Genomic DNA, 16,075 nt, shown 5'->3' on the forward strand with positions numbered 1-16,075 from the left:
ATTTGAGAGCCCTGGCCTGCGACCACGAAAAAGCCCCACCTCGGTCCATCACTGACCGTCGAGCCTGCCGTCCAGGTTCCGGTCGAGCGCGATGCGCGTGCCGGAGCCCGGAGGCACCGCGGTGAAGGTCACCTCCTGGCCCAGTGTGTTCGCCAGCGCGCGCAGGGCCGTGGTGGTGAGGTTGGCGGTGCCGTCGTCCGGCTTCCACGTTCCGGCCACGCGGTCGAAGAGGAAGCCCTTCACGCGCGTGCCGATGGCGGCCTTGGCCACCAGGTCGGCCTCATACGTGGAGCCGCCGAGGATCTTCGACACGAACGGCGCCTTCGCCCGGGCGACGAGCAGGTCGATGCGCGCGCCCACCGCGGAGGCGTTCGTCGACGTGAGCGTCACCTGCTGTCCGACGATGGGCGCCAGGTCGGAGTCCACCGCCATCATGTAGGCCTCCACCTCGCGGCGCTCGGTGTCGCTCCGGAAGCCCACCAGCGGCCCGCCAATGCTGTTGTTGGCGAAGACGATGGCGCTGAAGAAGCGGAACAGCGTGTCCACCGCGCCGTCGTGCGTGTAGCCGAAGCCGCGGATCTGGTCGCCCGTGGGCCCGGTCTCCGAGTGCTGGAAGAAGCTGTTGTCCGGGAAGCCGAACATGCCGACCTTCGTGTACATGTTGCGCACGTGGGGGATCTTCATGATCTGGCTGATTCCCTCGAAGCTCGCCTGACCGTCGGTGCCGAAGTGGCCCTGCGCGGCGTCGATGGTGTGACAGCCATTGCAGTTGAAGCCGGTGTTGCCGCCAATCGCCAGACCGTCCACGCGGCGGCTGCCGAAGTAGAAGTCGCGGCCGGCGGCCTGCGTGGACGTGAGTGAATTGTCCAGCTTGCGGATGGGGTTGGGCGGCAGCTGCACCTGGAGCTGGAAGTTCGTGAACTGGTTCATCTCCGCCTCGGTGGGCTGATCCACGCGGCCAAGCAGCCCCGGGAACGCGACGACGAAGTTCTTGAACGACAGGGCTTCGTCATACGACCCCGAGCCGAAGAAGCCCGTCGACCGGTCCCCGCGCCAGTGCATGGCGCCCGAGGTGGACATGCCGCGCAGGGTCTGCGTCGTCATGGGCCCCTTCATCGGGTGGAAGGAGTTCTGGTTGCCGGTGCCGTTGACGTCGGAGCTCGGGTGGCCGGTGAGCAGCCGGAACGCGCCAATCTCCAGGCTGCTCGCGAGCCGCTTGTCGATGGCGTTGGTCGTCACCGGGTCATCCGGGTTGCCCAGGTCCCAGGCGAGCTCATCCTTGTCGCCGAAGATGTGGCAGCTGGCGCAGGAGGCTTCTCCGTTGGCCGAGGAGAAGTTCGCGTCGTAGAGGAACGGGCGGCCCTGCACGACGGAGGCGGGCTCGGGGTTGAAGAGCGCCGCCGCGCCCACCTGGCTCTTCGTGGCCAGGTCGATGACCTTCACCGCGTTGTCGAAGCGGGTCATCACGTAGAGGCGGTTGCGCGCCTCGTCCAGCACCAGGCCGCTGGGGCCGCCGCCGCTCACCGGGATGTAGTTGGCGCTGGCCGTCCGGGGATTGAAGGTGTCCGCCTCCAGCGCCGCCGTGTCGAACACGCCGACCTTGCTGGAGCTGAACGCGGCCACGTAGAGCCTGGCGCCGTCGCTGGAGATGGCCATCTCCGTGGGCGTGGAGAGGCTGTGGTTCTTCGCCGTGGGGTCGAAGCCGGGCGCGCCGGCCAGCTTCGAGTAGTCGATGTGCTTGTTCAGGTGGCGCGGAGACACCGTCGTCCCCTTGATGACGGTGATGCGCATCTTCGCGATGTTGCCCTGCACCGTGCTGCCGCCGAAGGTGCCGGGGCCCTCGAAGCGGGTGTGGTTGTTGGCGTCGCTGTTGGTCGCGTACACCGCGCCCGTCTTCGGGTTGGTGGCCAGGTTGAAGACGGTGGTCCCCACGCCCGTGTAGAACGCCTTCTGCTGCAGGCCATCCGCGTCGATGGCGAAGACGTCCTTGTCCGGCAGGTTGAAGCGCACGCCGTTGTTCCAACTGCGGCCGAGCGTGTCCTCCCAGCGGCTGAGGGCGCTGTTCCACTTGACGATGAGGCCCGTCTCCGGCGCCTTCGCGCCCTGGGCGTTCGTGGACGGACCGGGCAGGCCGCCCAGGAAGAGGTTGTTGCCCCACGGGAACGTGTCCGGCTGCACCAGGCACACGCCCGCGCTGCCAAAGCCGTTACATACACTGTCCATGTTGATGGTCGTCGTCCGGTTGCCGGACTGCGCGATGGCCGCGTAGACCGTCTTCTTGTCCGGACTGACGGCGAGTCCTCGCGGCGTGTCGCCGAAGAGCGTCAGGATGCGGACGGGCGTGCCGCCCAGCGTCGTCCCCAGGGACACGGGGTTGAAGACCCAGATGTCCGCGCGGCCCACGCCCGGCGTGGTGAGCTGCGGATCCCCCGCGCCGGGCACGGAGGCGATGGACGGGTCCGTGCGCTGCTGGCCACGGTGCGCGGTGGTGATGAACGCATTGCCGTTGGCGCCCGCGAACACGATGTCGCGCGGCTCGTCACCCACGAGCAGCGTGCGCACCACGTGCGGCGTGCCGCTCACGCTCACCACGCTGACGCTGTCGGACAGGTGGTTGACCACCCAGACCTCGGTGTCGTTGCGCACGGCGACGGACACGGGCTCCAGACCCACCGGCACCTCGGCCGCGAGCGACAGGCCCGCGCTGGTGACGTTGAAGATCTCCAGGCGGTTGTCCGGCGTGTTGACGGCGAACAGCTTCGTTCCGTCCGGAGACAGGGCCAACGGACGCACGTGCGCGCTCTCGAACTCGATGAACGAGGGCGCCTGGGCTGCGGCGGGGGCGGCGGCGAACAGCGAGGTGGCGGCGCACAGCAGACCGGCTCGGGCGCGCCACCGGTTCTTGCTCGGGCCCACTTGCGGGGTACGGACCATGGGGATCTCCTGGGTGAGCGGGTAAGAGCTGCGCACTCGGGATTACCAGTGAGGCTCGCGACATCGCCCCCTCCGAAGGGAGGGGCAGGGGAGGGGGCCTGTGACGCGTTGCGGTGTTCGGTGTCTGACATTGGGGGCGTCCGGGCCCCGGTCCCCGCCCGAGCGGCGCGTGGTCTACTTCGCACTGCCATCGGTCTCAGGGGGAACGTGCCCATGGGCGATCCGCTCTCGCACCTGCTGCCGACGAAGCTCACGCCGCCGCGGACGGCGTCGGTGCTGGTGTCGCGCGTCGCGGCGCTCCGGAAGATTGAACGGGGTGTCGGCGGCACGCTGGTGCTGGTGACCGCGCCGCTGGGCTCGGGCAAGACGACGCTGCTGACGCAGTGGTACCGCGAGGTGGGCGGGTCGCGGCTGCTCGCGTGGCTGTCACTCGACGAGCGGGACAACGCGCCCGAGCGCTTCTTCTCGTACCTCGTCGGCGCCATCCGCCGCGCGGCGCCGGAGTTCGACGCGTACATCGCGAGCCAATTGGACGCGCAGGTGGCGCCCCCGCTGGACCATGCGACGACGGTGGTGCTGCGCAGTCTGTGGAACCTGGGGCGCGAGCTCGTGGTGGTGATTGACGACTTCCACGTGCTGCGGGAGCGCTCGCTGGTGCGGGCCTTCTCGTACCTGTTGGATCACGCTCCGCCGCACGTCCATTGGATCGTCTCGTCGCGCAGCCCGCCGGAGTTGGACCTGGCGAAGCTGAAGCTCACCGAGCAACTGGTGACGCTCGACGGCCGCGACCTGGGTCTGGACGGGGAGGCCATCCGCGAGCTGGGCCAGCGCCTGTGCGGCGCCGCGCTCCATCCGGAGGACGTGGAGTACCTGCGCGCGCGCACCGAGGGCTGGGTGGCTGGCGTGAAGCTGGCCCTGCTGACGGCGGGCGAGCACGCCAGCGTGAGCGACGCGCTCCGCAAGGCCGTCGGCTCCAACCACGACGTGGCGAGGTACCTGGCGGACGTGGTGCTGCGCGAGCAGACGGAGGAGGTGCACGCGTTCCTGGTGCTGAGCTCGGTGGTGGACCGGCTCAACGGGGAGCTGTGCAACGCGCTCCTGGGTATCACCCAGGGACCGGCGCTGCTGGCGGAGCTGGAGCGGGCGCAGCTGTTCATCCAGTCGCTCGACACGCAGCAGCAGTGGTACCGGTACCACCCGCTGTTCCTGGACTTCCTGCGCACCCAGCTCGCGTGCACGTATGGAGACCGCATCCCCCGGCTGCACCGGGCGGCGAGCGCCTGGTTCGCCGAGCACGCGCTGCCGGACGAAGCCCTGACGCACGCATTCGCATCCGGGGACCGGGGCTGGTGCCTGGAGCTCACGGCCCGCTGCGCGGAGGAGTGGATGCGCGAGGGCGAGATTGCCTCCGTGCTCCATTGGACGGCGAAGCTGACGGCGGAGGAGACCTTCCAGGCGCCAGCCATCTGCGTGGCGCGCATCGCGTGCCTCATCCTGTCCCGAGGCTTCGCGCCGGCCTCCCTGGCCCTGCAGGACGCGCAGCGCCGGCTCCAGACCGCCGCAGCCGACCCGGAGCGCGAGCGGCTGTCGCGACAGCTCTCCCGGCTCGCGCTGCTGCACGCCGTGCTGTCGGACTCGGCTCCGGCCTCCAGCATCGAGCTGGAGGCGTCACCGGGCGAAGAGGACCCGGACGTCTTCATGGCGGGCGCGGTGCTGGCGGCGAAGGCCTACCAGGCGCTCCGGCAGAACCGGTTCGATGCGATGCGCCGGCTCGCGTCCGTCGCGCGCGAGACGCTGGCCGGACTGAACAACCCCTACATGGTGGGCTACACGGACGTCCTCATCGTGCTGGCGGACCGGGCGCAGGGCCACATGAAGGACGCGTCGGACCGGTGCGAGGCGGCGTTCGAGCGCGCGAGCCGTGGACGGCGAAACCCGGTGTGGGTGAACGCGGCGACGGCGCTGGCCAACACCCGGTACGACCAGAACCGGCTGGACGAGGCCGAGGCGCTCTGCATCGAAGTCCTCCCGCTGCTCTCACAGGCAGCGGTGTTCGAGACCTTCGCGGTGGCCTACCTGGTGCTGGCCCGCATCAAGGCGATCCGAGGCAAGTACGCGGAGGCCTGGCAGCTCTTGGACTACCTGCACAGCGTGCTCGAATGCGGGCACCAGACGCGCTTCCTGGCCCATGTCTGCGGCGAGAAGATCCGCCTGTCGCTGGTGGAGCAATCCCCCGCGAGGATGAAGGCGGTGGCGCGGGAGTTCGACCTGGGCGAGCGCATGCGCCGGGGCGAGTGGAGCGAGCGGCGCTTCTACGACGAGACCTGGGAGCAACTGGGAGTGGCGCAGGCGTGGGTATTGATGGCGAAGGGGCGGCACGACCGGGCACACGGGCTGCTGGAGACGCTGCGAGCCAGCGCGCATGACGCGGGCTGCGTGGCCCGGGAGACGGCGCTGCTGGCCGCGCTGGCGGTGTGCCATTGGCGCGCGGGAGACCCCGCCGCGGCGTTCGCGGCGGTGAACCGGGGGTTCGCCCTGGTGCCCCGGTTCGGCTTCAGCCGGGGCGTGTTCGACGAGACGCCAGGGCTGCAGGAGGTCATCGTCGCGGCGGCCACGCAGCGCAAGCTGAGCCACGTGCTGCCGGCCCGCTACACCCAGCGCTACCAGGACCTGCTGTCCCTGGGCCCCAGCGGCCCCGCCGGACTCGCGCCCCTGCCCAGCGCACCGCTGGAGCCGCTCACGGAGCGGGAGCTCCAGATGCTCAAGCTCCTGGCGCAGGGACTGAGCAACCAGGAGATCAGCGAGCGCTCCAACGTGGCGCTCTCCACCACGAAGTGGCACCTGCGCAACGTGTTCTCGAAGCTCGAGGTGACGACGCGCGCCGCGGCCATCGTGAAGGCGAGGGAGCGGCTGGCTCGGAACCTCTAGCCGCGCTCGTCCTTCACCGTCGCGGCGTTCAGGATCCTGGAGGGGTTCGTGTTGGCGTCCGCCACCGTGAGGGCGATGTCCTCGACGTGGCCTTCCCGGGCGAGGAAGACGATGGCTCCCAGCAGCTTCTCCGTGGGATGAGAGACCCGGCCCAACTGCTCGAGCACGGGTTCCACCAGGTCGCGTCCGAACTTCCGCTCGATTTCAGCGACGCGGTCCGCGTGGCTGAGACCGTACTCCTGCTTCTTGCGTGGCATCACCCGTCCTCCGGCTTCCCGAAGGGCAGGGTGCCTGCCCGGAACTTTTTCGCGAAGGGGGTGAGGGAAATTCCGCCCGGATTTCGTTGATGGGCCGTCACCCACACCCCAGACGGGGGGAAAGACGGACCATGAAACTCCGGATGCAGACTCACCTGTGGACGGGCGCGGCGCTCGCGCTGCTCCTGCCCGCGGCGGCCCTGGCGAACGAAACCCATGTCTACGGCATCGCCAACTTCGGCGGCGCGGGGCAGTGCCCTGCCGAATCGCACTCCGTGCATACGACGACGGCGGCGGCGTTCGCGAACTACTTCAACCAGCTCGTCAGCTCCGGCCTCTGGACGGATGTCCGCACGCTCAACAACTCGAGTGCGCGCACGGACCTCTGGACCGACGCCTCGAAGGGGGCCCTGGCCGACGCGAAGGACACCCAGCTCAATGCCGGCGTGGACGACGCGGACGTCGTCTACGTGCACACCCACGGCGGCCACAGCGAGGCGAACCTCCGCAGCTGGCTCGTGATGGGGACCAACGCGGATGCGTGCTCCGCCGTCACGGACACCCACATGAGCCTGGGCAACGGCAAGCTGAACATCGCCGTCGTGAAGGCCTGCCAGTCTGGCGACTACCAGGTGTGGAAGCAGGGCGGGTACCGGACGGCGCTCGTGACGCCCACCAGCGGCTTCAGCATGTGGAATGCCTTCCACGGCAACTCGTCGTGCGGCAGCTTCGTGACGAGCTACGTGCAGCGCTACGTGGCGAACTCGCGGGGCGACGGCGCGGGCGAGAACTGGATCGACGAGGCCTACGACTTCGACAAGGGCACCGACAACGACGACTGCCCGGTGTCCATCGTCTTCGGTGAGACCAAGGCGCAGCGCGTGGCGATGTTCGAGGCCGGTGGCTGGCGCGACCGCAAGAGCACCGGGCGCAAGGTCGCCTCCACCATCTTCTACGTGGGGGGCTGCGAACCCTCCGGCGGGCAGAAGCTGCCCGAGTGACCACCGCCACCCACGACTTCGAACCGAAAGAACGAACCGCCATGAAAAGCCATCTGCTCATCCGATTCCTGACCGTCCTGCCGCTCGCCGCCATGTCTGGCTGCGATGAAGGCGCCTTCATGGATCCCGCCGCCGTCACCACCCAGTCCTCAAGGGCGACGACCGTCGGCTTCATCTTCGACTCCACGGCGATCGCCACGCCGCCCACGGGAGGCCTCCCCACCACGCTGCTTCCCAGCACCGCGTTCAATGACGCCGCGTTGCAGGGCTCCCTGGTGGGCACGACCGAGCCCTTCACCCAGACGGGGACGCTGGGCCCCCGCGCGGACCTGGAGTCCCAGTCCTGGAAGCTGGAGCGCGACCCGTCCGAAGGCCAGGTGCTGGTGCTGAACAAGGTCGCCAGTGGCCCGGAGACGCCGCAGGAGCCCGCCATCCTGCAGCGCACCGCCCTGGCCCGCCTGCAGCGCTGGGGCATCCCCACGTCGGAGATCGGGGCGGTGCGGCAGGTGAAGTCGTTCACCCAGAGCGAGGACCCCGCAGGCCTCGAGACGCCCGCGCTCCACCGCCACAAGACCTTCGTGATGCGCGCCATCAATGGCATTCGCGTGGAGGGCCACCGCGCGGTGGTCTCCCACGGGCCGGATGGCAGCTTCCAGCGCGCGCTCATCAGCTGGCCGGCCCTGGGCAGCGCGGGCCACCTGCTCCGGACGCGGCTGACGACGGCGCAGATTGAAGAGCGGGCGCGCGCGGCGCTCCAGGCCGAGGGAGAGACCACGGGCCCCGTGCGCCTCTCCTGGAAGTACGTGCCCACCCGGCTCGCCACGGGCGCATGGGCGCTGACGCTCAAGGTCTCCGCCGCGATGCCCGCGGTCACCAGCACGACGAGCACCGAGGAGCCCCGCGTCGTCGACGTGGACGTCAGCGCCGTCCCCTGACGGCACCCAAGCAGGCGTCCGCATTCGTCTGACAAACGATGGCGCGTGCGCTAGCGGGGTGATGTCCAGCGCCGCCTCCCATTGCCATTACTCCGCGCCACGCCAGTCATCCGGGTGGTTGCAAGGAATTGGCAAGGGGAGGCGGCCGCATGAAGAAAGCATTCACTCCGTTGGTGCTCGCGCTCGCAGTGTCGCTGTTGGCGAGCTGCTCGGATTCCTCGAAGGACACCGGAACGGTCCGGTTCGCTGTCTCCACCAACCAGGCGCTCGCCCCAGACATCCTCTTCGTCCTGGTCACCTCGGGCGGCCCGGACATCCCCGCGCTGACCACGGAGCTGACCGCGACGAACGGCGTGTGGGGCGGCATCATTGGCAACATCCCCGCGGGCTCCGATCGCATCTTCGTGGCCCAGGCCTTCAACTCCTCCGGCGACCTGGCCTACGAAGGGATCGCGACGGGAGTCACCATCACCGCGAACCAGAGCACCCTGGTCGCCATCACCCTTCAGCAGCTCAACCCACCGCCTCCCTTCGACAACGAGGCGCCCGTCATCGACTCCCTGGTGGCCTCCGCCACCTCCGTGGCCGCGGGGGGCACCCTCTCCCTGACCGCCACCGCGCATGATCCCAACCCGGGCGATACCCTCTCCTACGCCTGGAGCGCGACCGCGGGTTCATTTTCCGATAGCTCGGCTGCCGCCACTTCATGGACCGCGCCCGCCGCCACGGGCATCCAGACCCTGACCCTGACCGTGACGGACTCGCGAGGCCTGTCCTCCAGCGTCGCGCTGGCGGTCAACGTCACCGTGGACGGGGAAGGGGAGGCGGAGCTGTCCATCTCCTTCAACAGCTTCCCCATGGTCGCCGCGATCAGTGCCATGCCCACGAACCTGGCCGTCGGCCAGACGACGACGGTCTCCGCCTCGGCTTCCGACCCGGACGGTGACAGCCTCTCCTATGCCTGGAGCGCGTCCTGTGCTGGCACCTGGGACCAGGCCTCCTCCAGTTCTGCTCGATTCACACCTTCGGCCCTGCCCGCCGGTGCCTGTAACAACTGCCGTCTGACCGTCACGGTCTCGGATGGGCGCGGCGGAGCGAACACCGGCACCGTCGCGCTGTGTGTCAGCGACACGCCTCCGGCCAATCACTTCGCCCCCGTCATCATCCGCTCCTACCGCTCCGCGGACACGGCCACCTCGGGCCAGGAGTTCGCCTACGAGGTGTGGGCCAGCGATCCCGAAGGTTCCGCGCTCACCTTCTCCTGGGAGGCCACCGCCGGCTGGCTGGACGCGCCGTTCACCGGCGCCTTCAGCAGCCGCGTCACCTGGACGGCTCCCTCCTGTGGCAGCGCTCCTCCCTCCATCACCGTGACCGTCACCAACGCCTTCCAGCTGAGCACCACCCGCACCTTCACAGTGACGGGGCTGCCGCCCTGTTCGGGGAGCTGGGCCCTGACGGGCTCCCTGGCGGGACCTCGCTCGGACCATGAGGCAATACGGCTGCCGGACGGCAGGGTGCTCGTCGTGGGGGGGCTCGGCTCGGATACCGACTACCTCGCGACGGCGGAGCTCTACGACCCGGCCACGGGCACCTGGAGCCCGACCGGCTCCATGGCGGAAGGGCGTTGGCTGCACACGGCGACGCTGCTGCCCAACGGCAAGGTGCTCGTCGTCGGGGGACTCAATTCCATGGGCTTCCTCGCGACGGCGGAGCTGTACGACCCGGCCACGGGGACGTGGTGCCCCACGGGCACCATGGCCGACCCCCGCTCCAGCCACACGGCGACGCTGCTGCCCGATGGCAGGGTGCTCGTCGCGGGAGGCAGTGCCGTCCCCGGCGCGCCTCCGACGGCGGAGCTGTTCGACCCGGCCACGGGCACCTGGAGCCCGACCGGCTCCATGACGGAGTGGCGCCGGGACCACACGGCGACGCTGCTGCCCGATGGCAGGGTGCTCGTCGCCGGGGGATTCGTGACGTCCAATAGCAGCAGCAGGACGGCGGAGCTGTACGACCCGGCCACGGGCACCTGGAGCGCCACCGGCTCCATGACCGATCCCCGCGCCTTCCACACGGCGACGCTGCTGCCCGATGGCAGGGTGCTCGTCACGGGAGGCGTGGACGAGCTTGGCTCCTCGCTCGCGACGGCGGAGCTCTACGACCCGGCCACGAGCACCTGGAGCGCCATCGCCCCCATGCTCGAAGGTCGCGCCCTCCACACGGCGACGCTGTTGCCCGATGGCAGGGTGCTCGTCGCGTCGAACCGGTTCCCGCAGTTGTACGACCCGGCCACGAACACGTGGATCCCCGCCGGCACCATGGTCGTTCCGCGCTCCAGTCACTCCGCGACGCTGCTGCCCAACGGGCAGGTCCTCATCGCGGGAGGCTGGGGAGGCTCCCTCGGGTACCTGTCCACGGCGGAGCTGTACACGCCCTGAGCGATGAGGAGGCCTGTCACGCGGCCACGAAGCCGTGGCCGCGGACCTTGTCCGGCGTGGTGCCCGTCATCCGCCGGAACATGGCGATGAAGGCGGAGGCGCTGCTGTAGCCCAGGTCGAGCGCGATGGCCTCCACCGCGTGTCCCTGCTCCAGCATCGCGAGCGCCTTCACCACGCGCAGCCGCTGGCGCCATTCGCTGAATGACAGCCCCAGGTGCTGCTGGCAGCGCCGCTCCAGCGTGCGCTCGGTGGTGTGCAGCACCTTCGCCCATTCCGCCAGGGAGCGCTCATCGTCCGGGTGTTGCTCGAGCGCCGTGAGGACCGGCCGCAGGAGCGGATCATCGGACATGGGCAGGTAGCTCCCATGGGCGGGGGCCATCGCCAGTTGGTCGATGAGCACCCGGAACAACCTGCGCTCGGCGCTGGTGCGTGGCTGCGCCAGCCCCTGGGTGCGCAGGTGCTCCATCAGGGACTTCATCAGCGGGCTGACCGCCATCGCGCACGCCGTCCTGGGCAGGCCCCGGCACCACGCGGGGTCCAGGTAGAGCGAGCAGTGGCTCGCCTCGAAGCGGTTCATGCCCCGGTGCTCCAGGTCGGGTGGCAGCCAGATGCCGTACTGCGGGGGAGCGAGGTAGTGGCTGTCCGCCAGCTTGAGCTCCATCACCCCGCTGTACGCGTAGACGAACTCACCCCAGGGGTGGCGGTGACGCGGATACGCCGCCTCCGCGGGCAGGCTCGCCGCGCGGAAATACACGGGGTGTGGAAGCTTTGAGGTGAAGGGAACTTGCAGCTGCTTCGCCATGGCGGCTTCTCGGGATGGGTTGTCGGAATCTCGCTATATCCATCCGCCCCGTCAGCCGCAGGATGAAGTCATGAGCTCCCAACGAAAACCCGCGGATGGCTTCGCGCTCGCGACCATGGTCGTGCTGTGCGCCATCTGGGGCTTCCAGCAGGTGGCCGTCAAACTGGCCGCTCCCTACGTCCCCAACCTGATGCAGATGGCGCTGCGCTCGGCCGTGGCCGCGCTGCTCGTGGCGCTGCTGTGCTGGGTGCGAGGCGAGCGGGGGCTCTTGCGCCGTGGGCCGTGGCGCGCCGGTCTGCTCGTGGGCGTGCTCTTCTCCCTGGAGTTCCTCTTCGTGGCGGAGGGGCTGCGGCACACGAACGCCTCGCACATGGGCGTCTTCCTCTACACCGCGCCCGTCTTCTCCGCGCTGGGCCTGCACGGGTTCGTGCCCTCCGAGCGGCTGAAGCGGACGCAGTGGCTGGGGATTGGCGTGGCCTTCGCGGGCATCGCGCTGGCGTTTGGCGGCGGCTGGCTGCGCGGCGGCCTCAGCCCGAGCGTGCTCCGGGGCGACGCGATGGGGCTGCTCGCGGGCCTGTCCTGGGGCGCCACCACGGTGGTGATTCGCGTCTCGTCGCTGTCCGACGCGCCGCCTACGCAGACCCTGCTGTATCAGTTGGTGGGCGGCGCCGCGCTGCTGCTCCCCGTGGCCCTGCTCACGGGCCAGGCGGGCCCCATCACGATGGTCCCCGTGGCCTGGGCGAGCCTGTTCTTCCAATGCGTCATCGTCTGCTTCGCCACCTACCTCGTGTGGTTCTGGCTCCTGCGGAACTACCTCGCCTCCAACCTGTCGGTCTTCTCGTTCATGACGCCCCTGTTCGGCATCAGCGCGGGCATCCTCGTGCTGAATGAACAGGCGGACCTCTCCTTCGCGGTGGGCGCGGTGCTGGTCCTCACCGGCATCCTCATCGTGAGCGGCGCGGGCCTGCTGCGCTCCGCGTCCACGTTGAAGCAGGGCGCGACCTGAGCCGGGGGACTCCGCGGGTGTGGGCACGGGTTCACTTTCCGCGAGAGTCCCGCTTGTGTATGCAGTTGCCTCATGACCTCTCGACGCGTTTTCGGAGCGACCCCCTTCAACGTCCCCGGCGAGTTCATCGGCATCGACTTCTCCCCGGACTCGAAGCACCTGTGGGCCGCCCTCTCCACGGGGGATGACGATTCCTCCCACGTGGTGTCGTTCGACGTGGCGAGCGGGAACGCGGTCGGGCAGCACAAGGCAGACGGCCACCTCCGGGTGGTGCACGCGCTGCCTGGGAATGAGGTCCTCCTGGGGGGCTGGGGGATCATCCACCGCCTCTCCGCGAAGGGCGCGGTGCTCTGGACGCTGGAGGGGGGGCAGCGCTGCCGCCTGGCCGGCGTGAGCGCGGACCGGTCCCGGTTCGTCACGTTCGACGAGAACGTGGCCCAGGTCCGCGACGTGGAGCGCCACTCCGTCGTCCACAAGATCAAGGAACTGGAGGGCGACCTGTACGCCGTCGCCTTCAGCGCGGACGGCGCGTGGTTCGCGACCGGGTCGTCGAAAGGCGTGGTCCGCCTGTTCGACGCGCGGACCGGCAAGGCGCAGGCGAAGCGCAAGAGCACCATGGTCCTGGCCCTGGCCTTCTCGCCCTCGGGCGAGCACCTGCTCGTGGGCCACGGCAACGGCAAGGTGGAGCTCTGGGACCTGCCAGCGCTGAAGCCGGTGAAAGGCTTCATGGGCCGGCACGAGTTCGGCAAGGGGAGCGGCCCCGCGGGTTGCCGGTGGGTGGGCTTCTCCGCGGACGGCACGCGCGCGTACTCGCTGGGCAACGAGGGACGGGTGCGGACCTGGAGCGTGCCGGACGGCGATGATGGGCCGGCCCTCAAGGTGCCCGCTCGCCACCTGCAGGGGCCGGTGACGGTCCTGTCTCCGGATGGGCGGTGGCTCGCCAGCGGCTCCACCCCGGGAGCCCTCAGCGTGTGGTCCACGGAGGACCTCAAGCCGATCGCCGGTGAGGCTGCGCCGTCGCCCATCCTGGGGCTGGCCCTGACGCCGGACAGCGTCGTCGCCGCATCGAACAAGGCCTTTGTCTCCTGGAACCTGGGCACTGGCGCGAGCAAGGAGGTGGAAGCGAACTTCGCGCCCACGGATGTAAAGGCCCTGTCGTCCGGGACGCTGGTGCGGCTCGATTACTCGTCCATCTACGTCGAGCAGTCGCTCAGCGAGAAGTCGCGCGAGGCCTTCGAACTGGCCAGCTACGCCTCGGGACCGCTCGCCCTCTCCCGGGATGAGACGCGCATCGCCGCGCCCGCGCAGGAGCGGGCCCAGGTCTGGGGCGTGGAGCGGGCGCTGCTCCAGGCGGACCTGGTGCACAAGGAACGGGTCCGGGCCTGTGCCTTCGGGCCGGAGGATGCGTGGCTGGTCACCGCGGATGATGCCTTGCACCTGTGGCGGCTGGGAAAGACGCCGGAGCTCCTCCGGGACATCGCGCTGGAGGGCGGCGGACAGGTCGAAGGGCTGGCGGTCTCCCCCCGAGGATGGATCGCGGCGAGCGTGATCGACATCGACCGCGATGACGCGAACAGCTGGCTGCTGCTCGTGGATCCGCGAAGCGGCGAGACGCTGCGCAAGCTCAAGCGGCCCGACGCGGTCCTGGGGCAGGTGTTCTTCGCGGGCGACCCCCGCGTCGTGGTGGCGGATTCGCTGGGGCGGCTGCTCCACGTGGACGCGACGGACCCGGCGAACGCGCGCTGGCTGGAGCCCGTCCCGGAGGACGCCACCCCCAGCTCGCTGGTGAAGGAGGCACGCCCCATCGCGCGGCGTGGCGACACGGTGGCCCATGTGGGAGCGGATGGCAGTGTGGTGGTGGAGACGCTGAAGGACGGGCCGCTCGACAAGGGCGCGCCCTTCCTTCTGGACGATGCGCCGGAGCCCAAGGGCAAGAGGGCGAAGAACGTCCTGGCCCAGAAGCCCGAAGGCCTGTTCGAGAAGCGCCTGGAAGGGGCCCGGTTCCTCTTCGGTGGCCGCTTCAAGGAGGCGACACCCGCGTTCCGTGAGGGCCTGCTGAAAGAGCTGGGCGCCGAGGTCGCGGCGAAACCCGATGCGAAGGTCACCCACCTGGTGCTGGGAAGCGGTGCCGCCGCCAGCGTCGCCTCGGGGCTGAAGGCCAGGGGCGCGACGTTCGCGGAGCTCTCCGAGAGACACTTCATGGAGCTGCTGCTGCCGACCACCGCCGAGGCCCTGGCGATGCTCCGCAACGAGGTGAAGGACGGCGAGGCCCGCTGGAATTCGTGGCGCAAGCGATACATGGCTGCCCATGGAGAGCGGTTCCCCGTCCCGTTGCAGGGCGTGGACCTGGCGGGGCTCAAGCTGGGCGCGTACACGCTGCTGGTGATGGACTTCACCGAGGCCCTGCTCCAGGGGGCGGACTTCACGAAGGCGTACCTCTTCGACACCGTCTTCCGGAGCGCGGACCTACGCGAGGCGAACTTCACCCGCGCCTCCTGCGGCCGGACCGTCTTCTCCACCGCGAAGCTCGGTGGCGCCCGCTTCAAGGGCGCGGAGTTGAGCGGAACCCGCTTCGACGGCGCGGACCTGCGCGACGTGGACTTCTCAAGCGCCCAGTTGCATGGCGTGGACCTCCGGGGCGCGGACCTGACCGGTGCTCGAATGCCTGGCACCGTGAAGGACTTGCAGCACGACGCCAAGACCCGCTGGCCCAAGGGCTACAAGCCCTAGCCCCGCTCCCGCGCACGTTCGATGCGGATTCGCAGCTCCGGGTCGTCGAGCCGGTTCGCGATGGCGGCGGCCCGGGCCAGCGTGCGCTCCTGATCCGGAGCACCCTGGATGCGCGCGACCATCAGCAGTCCCATCACCCGCAGGCGAACATAGCCACCATCGCCCGCGTGCTCACAGGCGCGGTGCGCGAGCCGGAGGGCCTCCTCCCGCTCGCCCAGGCGATGGAGGCCAAACGCGAGCCCGGCGTCGCGGCGATAGCTGGCGAAGGGATGCACATCCTCGGAGGGGAGGGAGCGGTACGACGCGAGCGCCGTGGCGGTGTCCCCCCGGCGGTTGGCGTCGAAGGCTTCGTGGTCCACCAGCCGGGCCTGGAAGCAGGCGGCGTCCATGGGGTCCAGCTCCGCCCGCGATGTCCCGAGGATGCTCCGGGCCTTCTCCAGGTGGGGACGCGCGGCGGCCTCCGCGCGCTTCACGTTCGAGTCGAGGCGCGTGAGCAGATAGCTCGTCGCCAGGTGGTGTTCGATTCGCGCCGCCGGAGCGTCCGCGAGCGCCGCGGCCCCGTCGAGCAGGGGGCGCGCATCCTCGAAGGCCCGCTGGCGCAGCGCCACCCCCGCCAGTCCCAGGAGGATCCAGACGCGGGCCCTGGACTCGGAGAGCGGCGGGCGTTCCCAGAGGCGCAGTTGGTCGAGACAGAGCCGGACGGGCAGGTCGCCGAAGGGGCTGTGGTACGTGCCCATCCATCGGGCCTGGGCCTCGACGGTGGCGGGCACGCCGAAGACGCGCAGGAGCCGCTGGCCAATGAGGCCGCCGTCCCGTTGTCCCCGGCCCCGCAGCCGCCGGAGGGCCCGTTCCACGGAGGTGGTGTCCTCCGCCAGGCCCCGCTCCACGAGCTTCCAGGCGACCGCGGCCAGGGTGCCGTGCTCCTTCACCAGGGCTTCGAGGTAGTCGGACCACGTGTAGCCGGCGGGGACCTGGGCCGCGGCCTCGCGGTGTCCGGTTTTCTGTCCGTTCTGGCGCGGGGGCCCAGATGCCATCGTGGTTTCCTCG

10 protein-coding genes are annotated in these 16,075 nt (G+C 69.8%); 6 read left to right on the plus strand and 4 right to left on the minus strand.

The window, feature by feature from the left end; all coding sequences use genetic code 11:
* Nucleotides 1-48: 48 nt before the first annotated feature.
* Nucleotides 49-2,934, minus strand: coding sequence for a YncE family protein (locus tag ACX114_RS15590; RefSeq protein WP_459298881.1), 2,886 nt, complete (start codon nt 2,932-2,934; stop codon nt 49-51).
* Between the two features lie 213 nt (nt 2,935-3,147).
* Between ACX114_RS15590 and ACX114_RS15595 the strand changes: the two genes are divergently transcribed.
* Nucleotides 3,148-5,862, plus strand: coding sequence for a LuxR C-terminal-related transcriptional regulator (locus ACX114_RS15595; protein ID WP_459298882.1), 2,715 nt, complete (start codon nt 3,148-3,150; stop codon nt 5,860-5,862).
* Here the strand turns inward: ACX114_RS15595 and ACX114_RS15600 are convergent.
* On the minus strand, nt 5,859-6,119 hold the full coding sequence (locus ACX114_RS15600) for a hypothetical protein (protein ID WP_459298883.1): 261 nt from the start codon (nt 6,117-6,119) through the stop codon (nt 5,859-5,861). The two genes, ACX114_RS15595 and ACX114_RS15600, sit on opposite strands and share 4 nt — an antisense overlap.
* A gap of 143 nt (nt 6,120-6,262) precedes the next feature.
* Between ACX114_RS15600 and ACX114_RS15605 the strand changes: the two genes are divergently transcribed.
* From ACX114_RS15605 to ACX114_RS15615, 3 genes are all read left to right on the plus strand, one after another.
* Nucleotides 6,263-7,120: a hypothetical protein gene (locus ACX114_RS15605; RefSeq protein ID WP_459298884.1), complete on the plus strand. Its 858-nt coding sequence runs from the start codon at nt 6,263-6,265 to the stop codon at nt 7,118-7,120.
* A 41-nt stretch (nt 7,121-7,161) separates the two neighbouring features.
* Complete coding sequence (locus ACX114_RS15610) at nt 7,162-8,055, plus strand: hypothetical protein (RefSeq protein WP_459298885.1); 894 nt, start codon at nt 7,162-7,164, stop codon at nt 8,053-8,055.
* A 149-nt stretch (nt 8,056-8,204) separates the two neighbouring features.
* Nucleotides 8,205-10,490 (plus strand): Kelch repeat-containing protein, encoded by a 2,286-nt coding sequence (locus ACX114_RS15615; protein ID WP_459298886.1) that lies wholly within the window; start codon nt 8,205-8,207, stop codon nt 10,488-10,490.
* A 16-nt stretch (nt 10,491-10,506) separates the two neighbouring features.
* Here ACX114_RS15615 and ACX114_RS15620 read toward each other — a convergent pair whose 3' ends face one another.
* Nucleotides 10,507-11,292, minus strand: coding sequence for an AraC family transcriptional regulator (locus tag ACX114_RS15620; protein WP_459298887.1), 786 nt, complete (start codon nt 11,290-11,292; stop codon nt 10,507-10,509).
* Between the two features lie 70 nt (nt 11,293-11,362).
* Between ACX114_RS15620 and ACX114_RS15625 the strand changes: the two genes are divergently transcribed.
* On the plus strand, nt 11,363-12,298 hold the full coding sequence (locus ACX114_RS15625) for a DMT family transporter (protein WP_459298888.1): 936 nt from the start codon (nt 11,363-11,365) through the stop codon (nt 12,296-12,298).
* A 72-nt stretch (nt 12,299-12,370) separates the two neighbouring features.
* A complete protein-coding gene (locus tag ACX114_RS15630; RefSeq protein WP_459298889.1) occupies nt 12,371-15,028 on the plus strand; it encodes a pentapeptide repeat-containing protein in 2,658 nt (885 codons plus the stop codon).
* On the opposite strand, the gene ACX114_RS15635 is transcribed toward ACX114_RS15630, so the two are convergent.
* Nucleotides 15,025-16,062 carry a hypothetical protein gene (locus tag ACX114_RS15635; protein WP_459298890.1) on the minus strand — a complete coding sequence of 346 codons (1,038 nt, stop codon included), beginning with the start codon at nt 16,060-16,062 and terminating at the stop codon, nt 15,025-15,027. The two genes, ACX114_RS15630 and ACX114_RS15635, sit on opposite strands and share 4 nt — an antisense overlap.
* Nucleotides 16,063-16,075 lie beyond the last annotated feature (13 nt).

The sequence above is a fragment of the Corallococcus sp. M7 genome (assembly GCF_054512695.1).